Here is a 17,271-nt window from a genome sequence, read left to right as displayed (position 1 = left end):
ATATTTTTAGTTTTTATGGTTATAGTTTTTGCTAAACCACATTGTCTAAATCTAAACTCTTAAGCGGGATTACCTTTGAAAAGTATCACCAATTATTTTACCTTCTGTGGTTTAAGCCATGCTGTTCATGGGGTTCGAAACACCATTGTAAACTTCGGCCTGGGCTGCAAAAACTCACGCAAGGTAAGCATCCAGGACGTTTCTTCATTATTTTAATCCGGAGCGCCGGATTGGTATGCTGTTAACTGTTAACTGACATATCTGTTACTTTTTAACATTTTCATAAAAGGACGAAAAAGACAAAAACAAAAAAGCAAGTGCATTATTCAATACACTTGCCTTTATCTAAGTATTTATTATAGACTGTCTTTTTTACCAGAAATACATATAGAACGCCGCACAAAGGGCGACAACTCCGAGCGATGCAATAACATCCCATTTGTTCCAGCTCTTTCCGATAACTTTCTTGTAATCGTCGGTAAAAGTGATAGCCTCTATCTGTTGTGCTGTTGGCTTCGCAGTGAAGAATGATACAACTACCATCAGCAACATGATGAAGACAAGCAACCATATCTCAAAGATAAGCCAGTTGGTTTGCCAGAACCATGTAGTGCATTCCCAGTACCAGCCGGTCATTGTGTCTTTACCTGTATTTGTAAATATATTGGTCAGCAAACGAACCATACCGATAATAAAACCTACGATCATACCTACTTCACCGGCTTTAGGCGTAATCCTTTTAGAGAATATACCCAGTGCGAATACAGCTACCATTGCAGGCGCGAGCAGAGACTGAATACCCTGCAGGTAATCGTAAAGACTGCCAAGGCTCATCATGACAGGTATCCACACAATACCGAGTACTACCACTACAACTGTGGCAATACGACCTACCAGAACATACGTATCCTCGCTCTTACCTTTAAACATCGGCTTATAGAAGTCCTCTGTAAAGAGCGTAGCACAAGAGTTGAAGAATGCAGCCAAAGAAGCAACGAGTGCCGATATAAAGCCTATGGTAACAATACCTTTCACTCCGGCAGGCAATACAAATTTAACCATCGACCCAAAAGCTGTATCGGGATCTTCCAATGTAAATCCACTGTCGGGACGCGCAGCCAATGCAGCAGCTATCATTCCCGGTATCAGGAACATAAAAACAGGCAGCAATTTGAAATAACCGGCAGCGATAGTACCCCTGCGAGCACGTTTCATTACTACATCGTTATCTTCACCTTTGCGTTGTCCTAGTACACGCTGAACGATATGCTGGTCGGTACACCAATACCAGAAACCAATAATTGATGCTCCGATAAATACCCAAAATCCGGGATAGTCGTCATACAACGGGTCACCAGTACTAAAATGAAACATATGATTTGTTCCGTACGCAACACCATCTTCCCCTACATTCAGCGTTTTAGCATAGTCGATCATCGCAGTCCAGCCTTCAGGGATACTACCACCACCAAGTGCAGATAATCCAAGGAAAAGCACAAGGAATGAACCTGCTATAAGAATCGGAGTTTGAATAGCTGACAATGTCATCACGCCTTTCATACCACCAAAGACGGTAAAGATACCTGTTAAGACAATCAAGCCGATAGCCCCGTACCAGAAAGGCAACCCAAGAAGGCTCTCCATAAAGATACCTCCGGTAAATGCTGTTACGCTCACTTTGGTAAGCACGTACGCGATAAGAGTGATGATAGACAACCATGAGCCTGTAGCCGGGGTGTAACGATATTTAAGGAAATCGGGCATTGTGATGATTTTACCCATCTTATTATTCATAAGCTGATAGAAAGGCACAAAAAGCCAACCCAGAATAAGTATCATCCAGCCTTGCATCTCCCAGTGTGCCATACCTACTCCGGCTTTTGCACCTGTTCCGGCAAGTCCCACGAGATGTTCCGAACCAATATTTGCAGCGAAAATAGCCGCACCGATGATATACCATGGCTCGCCTTTACCGAACAGATAGTCTTCGCTACTGGCACCCTGTTGCAGGCGCTTGTCTTTTTGTATCGAACGCCAAACGGCCCATGTCACCGCTAATATCCCGACTGCGATAATCACCCAGTCGAGCCAAATAAATTCATGTGAATTCCAGTTCATAGTATTTTATAATTAGAAGTGAAAAACTAAAAGTGAAAAATGAAAAATAAAGACCCAATCATTGTCGCTTCGCATAATTTTTCACTTTTCACTTTTCATTTTTCATTTAGTTAAATAATTCCGTTTCTGTGAATTTACCCAGCTTCTGATATTTAGCATATAATTTCATATACACCTCATGCTTAACCATATCCGGTTTATATTCGAAAGCGAACCCTTGCCCCATCGCTTTTTGCGCGGCCTTAATATCAGGATGAATACCAGCAGCTACCGATGCGAACATAGCTGCACCGAACGCACAAGCCTGTTCCGACTTGGCCACCTTAATAGGCATACCCAGCACATCAGCTAAGGTCTGCATAACAAGCGGCGACTTCAAAGATATACCACCTATACCGATTACACTGTTTATTTCGATACCATTTTCAAGGAAACGGTCTACAATCGCTTTGGAGCCGAATGCTGTAGCTTCTACCAAGGCTTTAAATATAAGCGGCGCAGAACTGGCAAGGTTCAATCCTGTAATTGTACCTTTCACCAATTGATTGGCATCAGGTGTACGGCGGCCATTCATCCAATCGATAGCCAGTGCTGAACTTTCGGTTGTAGGAATTTTTTCAGCTTCTTTCGATAAAACAGGAATCATCTTATCTAAGGCTTCTTCTATCAGTTTATCTTTTGTAGCCTGATCTACTAATGTAGATTCTTTCAGTATCTTCTCTAAAGGCCACGCCAATACAGATTTAAACCATGCATAAATATCTCCGAAACCCGATTGTCCGGCTTCAAGACCAATCATGCCCGGAATAACAGAACCGTCAACCTGTCCGCAAATACCCGGAACAAGTTTGCCATGCATATCTTCATACGAAGCCACCATGATATCGCAAGTAGAAGTTCCGATAACACGGACGAACGTTTTAGGCTCGATCTCCGCACCGACAGCACCCATGTGACAGTCGAAGGCTCCCACGCCTACCGCTACATTTGTAGTCAGTCCCAATCTTCCGGCCCATTCCGGCGTAAGATTACCAACCTTCACATCACTTGTGTATGTTTCGTGGAACAGTCTCTCTCTAAAACCTTTCAGTTCGGGAGCCACTTCCACAAGGAATTCTTCGGTAGGAAGCCCATCCCATTCTTTCAGCCACATGGCCTTATGACCGGCAGCACAGCGTCCTCTTACTATATCTGCAGGCTTTGTAGTTCCTGTAATTAGTGCAGGCATCCAGTCGCAATGTTCTACCCAGCTATATGCATCGTTTACGATAGATTTATCAGCTTTCAGTACATGAGCGATTTTTGCCCAAACCCATTCGCTGGAATAAATTCCGCCTTCATATGCTGTATAATCGATAGGCCATCGTTTAGCCACTTCGTTGATTTTTGCCGCTTCTTTGATAGCAGTATGGTCTTTCCATAAGATAAACATTGCGTTCGGATTTTCTGCAAATTCGGGACGCAATGCCAATACCTGTCCGTCTTTGTCGATCAGGGCAGGAGTGGAACCGGTAGTATCGAACGACATACCGACAACAGCCTCAGCAGTTCCGGCAGGTGACTTACTCAAGGCTTCCTTCACCGATTCTTCCAATGCTTCAACGTAGTCGAGCGGATGTTGCCTGTATTGATTGGCCTGAGGGTCACAATACTGACCTTTCATCCACCTCTTATAATATTTTACAGACGAAGCTATTTCTTTTCCGGATTGAGCTTCGATGATTACTGCCCGACAGGAATCTGAGCCATAATCAAGTCCGATTGTATATTTCATTTTATTTAGTTTTAAAGTTTACTAGTTTATCAGTTTACGACTCTTTCTTGTACACTAGCAAGCTAATAACTAGTATACTAAAAAATAGGGTACCGAGAATAATCACTACTCACGGTACCCCAGAACCTTAATTTAACGATTTATTTAATAAGTAGTACACTTCATTTACTTTCAACTCAAACTTGAAGTTGTTTATAGTTGTATTTTCATCGATAGTCACCAGTTCGATACCTGCGATATCGGCATAGTCTTCCAACATCTCGGTAGTTACAGAGAACGAAAAACTTGAATGGTGAGTACCTCCTGCCAGAATCCATGCTCCTGCACCTACTTCGAGGTTAGGCATCGGTTTCCACAATGCACAGGCCACCGGTAATTTTGGCAGCGGTTTAGGTTCTACCACTTTCACTTCATTTACAATCATACGGAAACGATTTCCCATATCTACGATTGTCGCTGCCACTCCTTCGCCCTTGTGAGCCTGGAATACCAGACGGGCACAAGTACGGGCATCGCCTATACCAAGGAAATGAACTTCGATACGTGGTTTTGTACCTGTTATATCCGGATTGATTTCCAACATGTGAGACTGCAGAATAGTGCTGTTCTCTCCATCGAAATTCAATGTATAATCTTCAAGGAATGATTGTCCGCCCGGCAGACCTTGTCCCATTACCCACATGGTGCGAACAAGCGCAGCTGACTTCCAGTCCCCTTCGGCTCCGAATCCGTAACCTTCTGCCATAAGGCGCTGCGAAGCAAATCCCATTAATTGTTTCATACCTGCCAGTTCGTTGAAGCTGGTAGTAAATCCTTTAGCTCCTTTATCCTGAAGAAAACGGCGAAGGCCTATTTCCTGAGCTGCGGCATCGCGTACAAACTGGTGTTTTTCCGCACCTTTTTTAGAATCGGCAGCAAAGTCATATATCTTTTCGTATTCGGTAACCAGCGCATCTATTTCAGCATCTGTAACCGCTTCTACGTATGGTACAAGAGTTGCTATCGGTGCATTATCTACGTGGTAGCCAAGGCGCATTTCTGCTTCTACTTTATCTCCGTCTGTTACAGCAACATTGTTCATATTGTCTCCGAAACGAATGATAAGCATATCCTGAGAGTCTGCCCATCCTGCACAAACACGCATCCAGTTTGCAATCTTAGCCTGAACACCCTCATCACTCCAATGACCGACAACCACCTTGCGGTTTTTGCGCATGCGGCTTACCATGTGGCCAAATTCACGGTCTCCATGAGCCGATTGGTTCAGATTCATGAAGTCCATATCTATTTCATTCCAAGGAATTTCTTTATTGAACTGCGTATGAAGGTGCATCAATGGTTTTCTCAAATTCTGAAGTCCTTTGATCCACATTTTAGCAGGAGAGAATGTATGCATCCAAGTGATAACACCGACACATTTAGAATCGTTATTTGCTTCTTTGAATACTTTCTCCACTTCAGGAGAAGAGTTAGCAGTACCTTTGTAAACAATCTTTACCGGAAGTTTGCCTGAATCATTCAGGGCTTTTACCATTTGTGTAGAATGGGAGTCTACTGCAACTACTGCATCTCCACCATATAACAATTGTGCGCCGGTTACAAACCAGACTTCTAAATCTTTGAAATCCATGATATTATTTTTTTATAGTTAATGATAAATATTTTTACTGTCCGTAATATGCTCCCGGACCATGTTTTCTAAAAAAATGCTTTTTAATAAGCTCCTCGTTCATTTTTAGTTGAGGATTAATTGAATAGGCGATGTATGCCATTTTTGCCACCTGCTCCAATACTACGGCATTGTGTACCGCATTGTGAGCATCTTTTCCCCAAGAGAAAGGGCCGTGATTATTTACCAGTACTCCCGGTGTATAATCGGCATTCAGTTCGGCAAAACGTTCTACAATCACATTACCAGTCTCCAATTCGTACTTGCCTTCAATCTCCGCTTTTGTCATCTGGCGTGTACACGGAATTTCATCTTTGAAGTAGTCGGCATGAGTAGTACCTATATTAGGAATATCGCATCCGGCCTGAGCCCACGACGTAGCATATGTAGAATGAGTATGTACTATACCCCCGATATTCGGGAATGCTTTATATAATACTAAATGAGTAGCGGTATCCGATGACGGCTTTAATTTACCATCCACAATATTCCCATCCAAGTCGAGAACAACCATATCCTCAGCTTTCATTGTATCATATGATACACCTGACGGTTTTATAACAACCAGACCTTTTTCACGGTCGATCGCACTTACATTTCCCCAAGTGAAAATTACCAATCCGTGTTTTACTAAATCGAGATTAGCGTCAAATACTTCTTTTTTGAGTGATTCCAACATAATGGTATGTATATGGTAATTATATCAGGCGTTTTTTGTGACTCGGCATAACCAAAATTAATTCTGTTTCTGCACTCGCTACTTAAAACGTTCTTTTATTATAAGGCTCTCTTTAAATAAGTGTAGCGTTTACACTTGCAATATTAGCAATAAGTGTTTAATCATACACTTATTTTTTATATGTTGTAAAACATATTTAGTAAAAAAAGTATTTACAAGTATAAAAAAAGAGAGCAAATAACTCTCTTATAAATCTTTAATGAAATATGATTTTATTTTTACAATGAAAAGTAATATCCTTTTTGGAGAAGTAAATCATACTTTTCTTTGTTGAAAGTATAATAAAATGCTCCTCTTTTCGAGCTCGATTTATCTTTATCGTCCTGCTTTTCGAGGATTTCCATCTCCAGTATTTTTTTACGGAAATTGCGTTTATCCAAAGTAGTCTGATAAATGGCTTCGTAAAGCGCCTGTAACTGTGGCAAAGTAAATTTCTCGGGCAACAGATTAAAACCAATCGGCTGCGTTGCCGTTTTCTTCCTTAATATTTCGATCGTATCTCGCAACATCTGGTTGTGGTCAAATACGAGCTTACCGACCTTTTCCACTTCTTCCCACCTTGCATTATGGATCTCACATACATTTTCGTCAAACATCTCCAAATCTATCAATGCATAATAGGCAATCGACACAACACGTTCTCCCTCGTCACGGCCGATTTCTCCATAGGTACCCACCTGTTCCATATATACATCTTGTATGCCTGTATATTCATATACCACGCGGGATACTGTTTCCGACAGACTTTCATCGGATCGTAAAAATCCTCCCATTAATGTATCTTGTCCTTCCTGTGGCTCAAATTTACGCTTTGAAATAAGCAAATATAGTTTACCATCCTTAAAGCCGAGGATTATACAATCGACTGAAACATAGAATTTTTCTTGTTCTCTATAAAATAATGGAGTCATCTGTGCGTTTTTATATTTATGCAAATATATGCATAATTTCAGTTCATTAAGTGTATTAAATACGTTTTATTTTTACAACCAGCAAATATAGCATATTTTTTCTTTTTGTAATATTTTAAATAATTTAATTCATAGCAGAGAATCGGATTACTATTAGAAGGAGTTCGGTGAAAATTCTCATGAATTCGTTTCACAATCAGGTTTATCCGGCAAAAAAGTTTAACTTTAAGCCTGTTTTTCCAAAAAAATACTCATTGCTTAGTCTAAGTATATTTGTTTAATGTATATTATTATCATGAACCTGACATTGAAGTTCTCGGCAATCCTCTTTGTATTACTCTTTTTAGTATCTTCATGTAAGAAGAAAGAAGGAAATACCCAGCAATCCGGAGACGCCCCCACCCAAACATATACTAATCCACTATTACAAACAGGGGCACGTCCATGGGCCACATATCATAACGGCAACTATTATTATCTCCAGGATAGTGATAATAAGATCATACTATGGCAAACTCAGGACATTACCGACCTGAAAAATGCACCAAGCAAGGAAGTATGGATACCAAAAGATAAGAACAATTCATTTCATATCTGGGGCCCCGAACTGCACCGGATAGATAATAAGTGGTATATCTATTTTGCCGCAGATGACGGAAACACGGATAATCATCAGATTTATGTTATAGAAAATACATCCGAAAATCCTTTTGACGGTGAATTTTCAATGAAAGGGCGTGTAAAAACGGATAAGAACAATAATTGGGCTATTCTTCCCAGTGTATTCACCCACAACGATGGCTTGTATATGATTTGGTCCGGTTGGCAAAAGCGCAGGATAGAGGCCGAAACCCAATGCATTTATATTGCCAGAATGGAAAACCCATGGACTTTGGCTTCTGAGAGAATACTGATCTCTAAACCTGAATATGAATGGGAACGACAATGGATAAATCCTGACGGAAGCAAAACCGGCTATCCGATCTATGTAAATGAAGATCCGCATTACTTTCATACAAAAGAGAAAGATAAGGTACTTATCTACTATTCCGCCAGCGGTACCTGGACTCCATACTATTCAGTAGGGATGTTATATGCCGATGCAAACAGCGACTTACTAAATCCTTCGTCATGGACAAAATCGGATAAACCTGTTTTCACCCAAAATCCCGAGAATCAGGTATTCGGCACAGGTAGCCCTTGCTTTATACCATCCCCTGACCAGCAAGAAATATATTTTCTATATCAGGCGCGCGCCATAGATAAAGAGCCTTATGGTTCTCTTCCTTCGGGAGACATGGATACCCGGTCGCCTCGATTACAAAAGATGGAATGGGGAGATGATGGTTTTCCTGTATTAGGAAAAGCTTTGTCCGAAATAGATAAAATAAAAAAACCATCCGGAACAAAGTGAGGTCGCAGACCTATTTATTATTTTTATAACTATAATAGCAAAAATCGGTTACGATTGGATAATGCAGCATCAAAATCTTCTTTCACTTGCAATCCACACCATCAAGAAACATAATGAATAAATTCTGGCTATTTTTACTGTCAATATTCCTTTTACCGGATGCACTGCCTGCACAGCAGTTCTTTTTCAAAAAGTATCAGGTGGAGGACGGACTGTCCCATAATTCGTCATGGTGCATATTGCAAGACAGCTATGGTTTCATGTGGTTCGGAACGAGCGACGGACTTAACCGTTTCGACGGCAGAAAATTTAAAGTATACAGAAATGACATACAGGATAGCTTTTCATTAGGCAACAATTCGGTACAGGCATTATTCGAAGATAAAAACAGGGATATCTGGATAGGCACCAGCAGCGGCATGTATGTGTATGACCGGAAAGGAGACAGATTCAGGCATTTCGACAGAAAGACACAATATGGTGTTTCTATCAGCGGAGAGGTGCGGAAAATAATCAGAACTAGCAAAGGACTTATCTGGATAGCAACTCTCGGACAAGGGCTTTTCATATACAACCCCGAAACAGATACTCTAATCCAAAATAGCCAGCAAACATCATTTGCATGGGATATATGCGAAGACAACTCTTCGCTGATCTATTCTTCTTCGTTGCAGGAAGGACTGATATGTTATGATAAAGATGGCAAATATATAGAATCGTTAGCATTGTTCCCTGATAAAAAAGATCAGGGAAACCTAAAAATAAACTGTATACAAACTATTGGCGACAAGGTCTGGTTCAGTGTGGGAACAAATAATCTGGGAGTGCTGAACAACACCACAATGCAGATATCTTATTACAGCAGCAATCAGAATATAGGAACTATAAGAGCCATTTCGCAGTTTTCGGAATGGGAGCTTCTCGTTGGCTCGGATAATGGTTTGTATATATTCAATATACAACACAATGAATTTATACGCATCGACAATCCTCTGGACCCGCGCAGCCTGAGCGACCAGTCTATCTACAGTATATTAAAGGATGTCGAAGGCGGCTTCTGGATTTCCACGTATCTGGGTGGAGTAAATTACCTGCCGCAACAAACAAAAGTATTCGAATATTATAGCCCCACCTACATACCTTTACTGAGTACGGGTAAAGTAATCAGCCGCTTCTGTGAGGATAAGGACAGAAATATCTGGGTGGGCGCGCAAGACGGCTTGAAATTCCTTAATCACAGGACACAGCAGCTGGACACACACACGATACCCGGAAAAATACAAAAGCCGGATGTCCGCTCCTTATTGTTCGATGATGAAAACTTATGGATAGGAACCTATGCCGAAGGACTGAAAGTATACAATCCCGAAACAAGGAAAATGACGGAATATTATCACGCCAGAGAGTCGTCTGTTACAATCTGCAGTAATGATGTCCTGTCGCTTTACAAAGACAGCAGGAACGATATCTATATCGGTACCAGTTGGGGACTTTGCAAATATAACCGGACAAAAGATAATTTCGAAACTCTCAATTTTGTCGGGACTATGACTTCCGTTTCGGACATATTGGAAGATAATGAAAACCAATTGTGGATAGCAACCTCCAACTCCGGCGCATTCCGGTATAATCCTGAAAACAATCAGTGGAAGCATTATACACATGGCGAAAAAACATCCAATTCAATAACAAGCAATGCTATAATCACCCTCTTCAAAGATACAGAAGGCAGAATGTGGTTCGGTACAAATGGCGGCGGCTTATGTTATTTTAATGCAGATACCGGGTTGTTTACCGATTTCGACTCCCGGAACCAAGCCTTACCCAACAATGTTATTTACTCTATAGAAGAAGACAATCAGGGAGATTTCTGGATATCGAGCAATGCCGGATTACTAAGAGTAAATCCTCAAAATAAGACAATCAGAAAACTGTTCACACAAGAAGATGGTCTGCAAAGCAATCAGTTCAATTATAAATCCTCCCTGAAAGCCAGTACGGGGAAACTTTACTTTGGAGGTATTAACGGATTTAATGCCTTTTACCCGAACGAGTTTAAAGAAAACAACTATATCCCTCCCGTTTACATTGTAGATATCAGATTGTACAACACTGACGAGACTAAGAGCAAAGAACTACTGAACTTGTCCGAACCCATATATATGGCAAAGCAAATAGCCTTACCCTATGACAATAATAGTATTATTCTTGAGTTTGGCGCTCTTAGCTACGAAGAACCGAACAGAAACAGATATATGTATATGCTGGAAGGATTTGACAAGGACTGGGTAAATAGCGAAAATTCAAATATAGCATCTTACACGAACCTGCCTCCCGGACAATACACCTTCAAAGTAAAGGGTGCGAATAACGACAATAAATGGAATGAACAAGGTACAAGTATCAAAGTAAGAATTTTACCCCCTTGGTGGAGGTCTGTACCTGCATATATTATTTACGCATTATGCATTATCACTTCTCTTTTCTTTATTATCAGGTATTTCATCACCCGGTCGGACAGAAAACTAAGCCGGCAGATGGAGGAATACCGTATAGAAAAAGAGAAAGAGGTCTATCAATCCAAGATAAGCTTCTTTGTTAATCTGATACACGAAATCAGAACCCCTTTGAGTCTGATAAAGTTGCCTTTGGATAAGTTAACGGAGAAACGGCACGAAGATGCAAAATCAGCTAATTACCTGACGGTGATCAACAAGAATGTAAATTATTTACTCGACATCGTTAACCAGCTTCTGGACTTTCAGAAAATAGAAAATCAAAATATACAACTTACTCTTAAAGAGGAAAATATAAATAGCCTTCTACAGGAAATATATACCCAATTCACCCATTCGGCGGAGTTAAAGAATATCGACCTCAGCATTTCATTACCGGAATATGAGATATGCGCTTTGGTCGATAAAGAAAAGATTATGAAGATCATCGTTAATCTTCTGGGTAATGCTATCAAATTTACAAAGTCAAGGATAGAACTTCATCTCGAATCTTTTGACGACCACTTTGAGATAAGTGTATCTGATGACGGACCGGGCATTCGCAATGAAGAAAAAAACAAGGTCTTCGATGCTTTTTATCAAACGGGAACAAAGAGCAAAACGAATACAGGAACAGGTATAGGATTGGCTTTCTCTAAAATGCTGGCGGAAAACCACAAAGGTAACCTGTCATTGAGCGATAATGTCCGGGGAGGAGCATCGTTTATTCTGTCCATTCCTAAATTATATGACGAAGAGGCTCTCTTAGAATCTGTTAAAACAGAAGAAATTTTACAATCATCCGAAGTCATAGATACAGCAATCAATGTGACCTCTTCTTTCAAAGATTTCACTGTTCTATTGGTAGAAGACAATATAGAATTACTCGATATGGTTGCCGATTCGCTAGCCCCTTTCTTCTCTATAATGAAATCCGGCAACGGAAAAGAAGCCTTAAAAATATTATCTGAAAATAACGTCGACCTCGTTGTAAGCGATGTGATGATGCCCGAAATGGACGGTTTCGAATTGTGCAAAACCATCAAATCCGACATTAGCTCCAGCCATATACCTGTTGTCTTACTAACAGCAAAAGTAACACTCGATGCGAAGATAGAAGGTATGGAATATGGTGCAGACGTATATCTCGAAAAGCCTTTTTCAATCAAACAGTTGCACAAGCAGATAGAAAATCTCCTGAAACTCAGACTATCTCTCCAAAAAATAATTACGACATCTCCTGCCTCCTCAGCTATAGACATAGCTATGCCAAAGAAAGACAAGGAATTTATTGAGAGGCTCCATACTGAAATAGAAAAGCACATCACCGAACCGGACTTTTCCATTGACACCATCGCTGAGACTATGTTTATGAGCCGATCCAGCTTCTACCGCAAGATGAAGGGTGTCACAGGTCTGTCTCCGAATGATTACCTGAAGACATTTCGTCTGAATAAAGCGGCAGAATTGTTACGTGAAGGGGAATTACCAATCTCCGAGATATGTGAAAAAGTAGCATTCAGCTCTTCATCATATTTTGCAAAGTGCTTCAAGGCTCAGTTTGGAGTATTGCCGAAGGATTATCCGGGGGTATAAAAAGAAGGCTTATACAATTAATGAAAAGAACATTTTTATTTTTATCTTAGTACAACGAAAACTTACACTATAAATCAACTCATTAGCGAAGTTTTCGTTGTACTATTTTTAATTAAAAAATCATTATTATGGAAAATCAAGAACAGTATGCCAAGGGCAATAAATCTGTGGTTAGTATGGGAGAATGGCTTGTAACTATGCTTATAATGATCATTCCGTTAGTAAATTTCATAATGTTGTTCGTATGGGCTTTTGGGAGCAATACACCTGAAAGTAAGGCCAACTGGGCAAAAGCTCAATTGGTATGGATGGTAATAGGTATTATACTTGTTGTCATTTTCTGGGGCGCCATTGCCGCAATATTTGTCGGTGCAGCTTCGCGTTGAAAGAAAGATTTAAGAGAGAAGTATGGAAGCCTTTGAAGAAAAGGCTTCTTTTTTTACACAACACACAGAGGGGGCTGTGCGAGCGAGTGCAACCTATATCGCTAATGGTGGTAAATTGGGTCGCAAAAAAAACTCTATCGAAACAGCAGAACAAAAAAGCAAGATTATTCAGAAGTCATATCCTTGCTTAAACGTGATTATCGCATTCGTAATACAGCGAAATTAACAAGTGTTAGCTCTGCTACTGTACAAAGGGTGAAAACGGAATTTAATATTCAATAACGACTTAATCTGATATCTTCAATAAATACAGATTATTAAGTCAATTAACAAAGGATATACACCTTAATTTTTAAAACTTGTCTTGTAACATGGCATCTCAAATGACTGTCAGAATTTTAGCTTTAACTTTTAAATTTTCTTTAGGAGTCGGTAAAATTTCATAAATAACAGACTTTTGTTTAAGATTGTAAAAATCTATATCAGGATTATCCCCTGAATGGAAAAAGATATCACTTGGTTCTTTAGATATAAAGCCACAATGGTTACCATATCTATCTTTTATAACATTCAAAACTTGTCCGACAAATTTCAATTGCTTTTTCTCAAGAACCTCATTAGACAGTTTATAATAACTATTAGTTTCACTCAATAGATGCTTAGTGAATGCTTCAACATCTTTTGTTCCTCGTTGAGATTTACCTAATTCAGAAGTCCATTTAAGCATTGCTTTCTTGAATATCTCGATTATCTCGTTAATCTTTATTTTAAATTTATTTTCGTCCTTTAAGTATTCTAATATTAAATTACAATGTTTATCAACAATATTTTCTTTACTTAAAGATGGCATATATCCTGATATAGATTGCCTAAACATCATTAAAATATGGGGTTTATATGTTTTTATGTATTTATCAGTTTTATTTTCTCTTAGAAACTTTTCAAAAGAAATAAAACTATAGGCAGTAACAAAATAAGGTAATTTCGAATGATAATCTAAGAATATTTTGTCCGAAAACTCTTTTAACAATACAGACTCATGTCTATGAGATGCATGGGGCTCATTAAGAAACATCCCAATGAAATATTGGGTTAGGTTTTTTAGATTGACCTTTTCTGTTTGTTTTATTGTAGGATTATTCAAATATTGTTTAGAGCGGCGCTCATAGTAAATTGTCGCATAATCATTAGATAGAGCTTTAAATAATTCTTCTAAATCTTTATGAAACTTTTTTGTCGTTTCAAAAGCCTCTTCAAAAACGATATTCTGTCTATTTGTACCACGTACTATATCATTTACAATATCCTCATCTGTAGTACTAATGAACTTTATAGAAACAGGTACAGTATCTATATTTAAGCCTGCTTTATATGCTTCGTAGATTATATGACTTGTTTGGCAACCGTTTACAATTTGAGGATTAGTAATAGAAATCTTTGTATTATTTTGTTTAAAATCATCACAAACAATCGTAATTCCATTATTTAAAATAATAAAATTCTCAGGCTTTGTTTGTATTGTATTATATATTTCAGTATTTACGGGGTTTGTGCCTTGGAAATCTCTTACATTGTCATTAAAAAGGGATTTCCTAATAATTCCATCTGATGTGCTTATGAGTTTTAATAACTCTGTTGCATATACTATTGAAAGGCATGAGTTATTCACATTATTCACCTCTGTAAGAGGCATAATGTGCCTTGTGTCAATGGTCGTACTAAAGGTATTTTGTATACTATCATAGATATCCCTTAAACCTTCGCTATCAATAAAATTGAATTTTACTTTATCATAAACATTCATTCTATCGATATCCTGCTCAAATTGCTTTTGTATTCCAACTAAATCTGCGGGATTTTGCCATCGTCCAAGAGCAACATAGTACATAGTTACCCTTGGGTTATTTTCCCACATAAGTACTAATTCATCACTAAGTAAGTGTTCTTTTAATTTAAGATGTTTTTGTATTTCTTCATTCATCGGGAAATTGTGAGAATCTCCCAAGAAGTCTCTAACCCCGTCAACAAAATTATTTAGTTCTCCTTTATCATAATTAGTCTTAAATTTAGATTGTATAAAAATAAATTCTACATCGATTTGTTTTTTACTATTATATTTTAGAATATCAGAAATGTCATCACGATGTTTAATTATAATATCGTTTACTTTTATTGCAATTCCATCGATTCCCATATCCTCAGGACCTCCGACACTAACAAACTCTAATAGTTCTGAGTCTGCACTGAAGGCGTCAGGATGATACAATGTATAAATAGTGTAATTTACAAATTTCTCAAAAGCAACACTATCTTTCTCGTTTTCAAGACTATTCTTTAGCCTAAATTGTTTGAATCTTGCGTTTATAATTGGTTCGATTTGCATGATGACATTTTTATGTTAATTTCTCGCAAATTAACAATTTATTCTGATATATTATGAAGTTGTTTAATTTTTTTTTTGCAAAAGGCGGAGCGTGTACTAAGTTTGTTTAATGCGACTCAAACAATACAGTTCCGACCTCTCCGCCAAAGGGTGGCAAGTTATACAAGTGCTTCACCCGCTGACGCGGACATCTTGTCCGTGTCTTACTCATAGAGCAATTTTTTGCTATGCGACACACAGACGGGACGTCTGTACCAACTTCAAATTTATCAAAAAAACTTTATCTATATAAGAAACTAATTATTAAACATTAATATTTAAGCCTTATGAAGTATAAAGAAAAAACAGCCTCGGAGATTGTCCGTATGATAGAACAGGACTTGTGCAGCGTATCAGAAATCTGCAAATCATTTAAAATCAGCCGTAAAACATTTTACGAATGGAAAAAGACAAAACCAGAGTTCGGCGAAGCGGTAGAAGAAGCCATCGACCACCGCGAAGATGTGATGATAGCCTCGGCGCGGATAGGACTAAAGCAGTTACTTGAGGGGTACGTGCAGAAAAAAGAGAAAATCACCTACGTTCCCGACAAAAACGACCAGGTAAACGATGTAGAAAAATACCGCATAGTGGAAAAGAAATTCTGTCCACCCAGCATCCGCGCTATAAAGTATGTCCTCGACCGTGAGGAAAGGAAAAAGGACAAAGACCGGTTACTGGCCTCGGCACGCCGTCCGCTGGTTATCGAAGTACAGGACGAGGAGACCAGGCGTCAGCTGATGATATTGCAGGAGAACGGCTTCCGTTCGGGCGGTTCGCTCAATCCGGAGGTAGTAGCTGCTGTGGACAGGAAACTGGAAGAAGAACTAAAAGTGAAAAGTGAAGAATTAGAAGTGGAAAATGGGCAAGGTAAAGTCATGGAACAGCCTCCTGTTGCTCAACCGTCCGCCGCTCCGGTAGAGAAGCCCAAGGTGAATCTTTATCCGTTTCTGCCTCCGGGATATACATCGAGGACAGATTGAGGAAGTAGTAAGTAATGAGTAATAAGTTGAAAGTTATATGGGACATGAGATACGAGTAAACAAGGCACGAGATACAAGTTATTTACTGATGACTGACGAGATGCTTCGCCCTGCTCAGAGTATATGACAAGCCAATTGTTAATTTCTCATTCTTAATTATTAATTGTTTTCTGTGTTACCTTTGTTACCTTTTATTTTTAACCACAAAGTAAACGGAGTCGCACGGAGTCTTTTTATTTACGGATGCTTCGCTTCACTCAGCATGACAAAGTTGGTTGTTCTTTACTACTAATTGTACAGAGTGTTACAAGTGTTACCTTTTTGTGTCTTTGCATCTTTGCAAGCGTTATCTCTCATCCCTGATTAAGATGAAGTTACGGAGTTTTTAGAAGAAAAAGTGATAATAAAAATTGTGTGAAAAGTCGTCAGGTTTGTCAGGTTTTAACTAAACATGGTTAATAAATATAAATAAGGTAATGAGTTACGAAATTCACTTCAGTATAACCAAGCGCAACATTGTTAACTGATGACTGCTAACTCTTAAGAAACGCTATCGATAGGCACTAATCTAAAACCATACTTAGCGGCCTGTTTATCAACGTATTTAATTCTTCGTTCCTTGAAATAGTGATTATACTCGTCAAGAGGTAAAGGCGAAAACTCTTTTTTATCCCTGAGCATCCGGTAAAAAATAATTGCCAGCTTGCGAGCAGTCGCTTTTATGGCTGTTGGTGCACCGCTTTTGGCCTTGATGCGCCTGTAAA

11 protein-coding genes and 1 pseudogene are annotated in these 17,271 nt (G+C 39.1%); 5 read left to right on the top strand and 7 right to left on the bottom strand.

The window, feature by feature from the left end:
- Nucleotides 1-372 precede the first annotated feature (372 nt).
- From IR083_RS22045 to IR083_RS22025, 5 genes are all read right to left on the bottom strand, one after another.
- The gene (locus tag IR083_RS22045; RefSeq protein WP_194225946.1) at nt 373-2,118 is read right to left on the bottom strand and encodes a sodium:solute symporter; all 1,746 of its coding nucleotides are present in this window, start codon (nt 2,116-2,118) and stop codon (nt 373-375) included.
- 106 nt (nt 2,119-2,224) lie between these two features.
- Nucleotides 2,225-3,892, bottom strand: a complete 1,668-nt coding sequence (locus tag IR083_RS22040; RefSeq protein ID WP_006801370.1) for a ribulokinase — start codon at nt 3,890-3,892, stop codon at nt 2,225-2,227.
- A 127-nt stretch (nt 3,893-4,019) separates the two neighbouring features.
- On the bottom strand, nt 4,020-5,522 hold the full coding sequence (araA, locus tag IR083_RS22035; RefSeq protein ID WP_194225945.1) for an L-arabinose isomerase: 1,503 nt from the start codon (nt 5,520-5,522) through the stop codon (nt 4,020-4,022).
- 34 nt (nt 5,523-5,556) lie between these two features.
- Entirely contained in the window at nt 5,557-6,240 is a 684-nt protein-coding gene (araD, locus tag IR083_RS22030) for an L-ribulose-5-phosphate 4-epimerase (protein ID WP_006801372.1), read from the bottom strand.
- A gap of 278 nt (nt 6,241-6,518) precedes the next feature.
- Complete coding sequence (locus tag IR083_RS22025) at nt 6,519-7,211, bottom strand: NUDIX hydrolase (protein ID WP_194225944.1); 693 nt, start codon at nt 7,209-7,211, stop codon at nt 6,519-6,521.
- 280 nt (nt 7,212-7,491) lie between these two features.
- Here IR083_RS22025 and IR083_RS22020 point away from each other — a divergent pair, with 280 nt between their 5' ends.
- The 4 genes from IR083_RS22020 to IR083_RS22005 all read left to right on the top strand — a co-directional run bounded on the left by IR083_RS22020 (nt 7,492) and on the right by IR083_RS22005 (nt 13,328).
- On the top strand, nt 7,492-8,625 hold the full coding sequence (locus IR083_RS22020; RefSeq protein ID WP_194225943.1) for a family 43 glycosylhydrolase: 1,134 nt from the start codon (nt 7,492-7,494) through the stop codon (nt 8,623-8,625).
- A gap of 113 nt (nt 8,626-8,738) precedes the next feature.
- Nucleotides 8,739-12,716 (top strand): two-component regulator propeller domain-containing protein, encoded by a 3,978-nt coding sequence (locus IR083_RS22015; protein WP_194225942.1) that lies wholly within the window; start codon nt 8,739-8,741, stop codon nt 12,714-12,716.
- A 128-nt stretch (nt 12,717-12,844) separates the two neighbouring features.
- Nucleotides 12,845-13,102 (top strand): hypothetical protein, encoded by a 258-nt coding sequence (locus IR083_RS22010; RefSeq protein WP_006801376.1) that lies wholly within the window; start codon nt 12,845-12,847, stop codon nt 13,100-13,102.
- Between the two features lie 22 nt (nt 13,103-13,124).
- Entirely contained in the window at nt 13,125-13,328 is a 204-nt protein-coding gene (locus IR083_RS22005) for a hypothetical protein (RefSeq protein ID WP_194225941.1), read from the top strand.
- Between the two features lie 153 nt (nt 13,329-13,481).
- On the opposite strand, the gene IR083_RS22000 is transcribed toward IR083_RS22005, so the two are convergent.
- On the bottom strand, nt 13,482-15,485 hold the full coding sequence (locus tag IR083_RS22000) for an AIPR family protein (RefSeq protein ID WP_194225940.1): 2,004 nt from the start codon (nt 15,483-15,485) through the stop codon (nt 13,482-13,484).
- A gap of 326 nt (nt 15,486-15,811) precedes the next feature.
- Here IR083_RS22000 and IR083_RS21995 point away from each other — a divergent pair, with 326 nt between their 5' ends.
- Entirely contained in the window at nt 15,812-16,507 is a 696-nt protein-coding gene (locus tag IR083_RS21995; protein ID WP_194225939.1) for a helix-turn-helix domain-containing protein, read from the top strand.
- A gap of 540 nt (nt 16,508-17,047) precedes the next feature.
- On the opposite strand, the pseudogene IR083_RS21990 reads toward IR083_RS21995, so the two are convergent.
- A pseudogene (locus IR083_RS21990) lies at nt 17,048-17,271 on the bottom strand (hypothetical protein); the annotation flags it as partial.

It is taken from the genome of Dysgonomonas sp. GY75, from assembly GCF_015234155.1.
GTDB classification, from domain to species: Bacteria; Bacteroidota; Bacteroidia; order Bacteroidales; family Dysgonomonadaceae; genus Dysgonomonas; species Dysgonomonas gadei.
The sequence above is the reverse complement of the archived record's forward strand: the minus strand, read 5'-3'. Positions and strand labels throughout refer to the sequence as shown.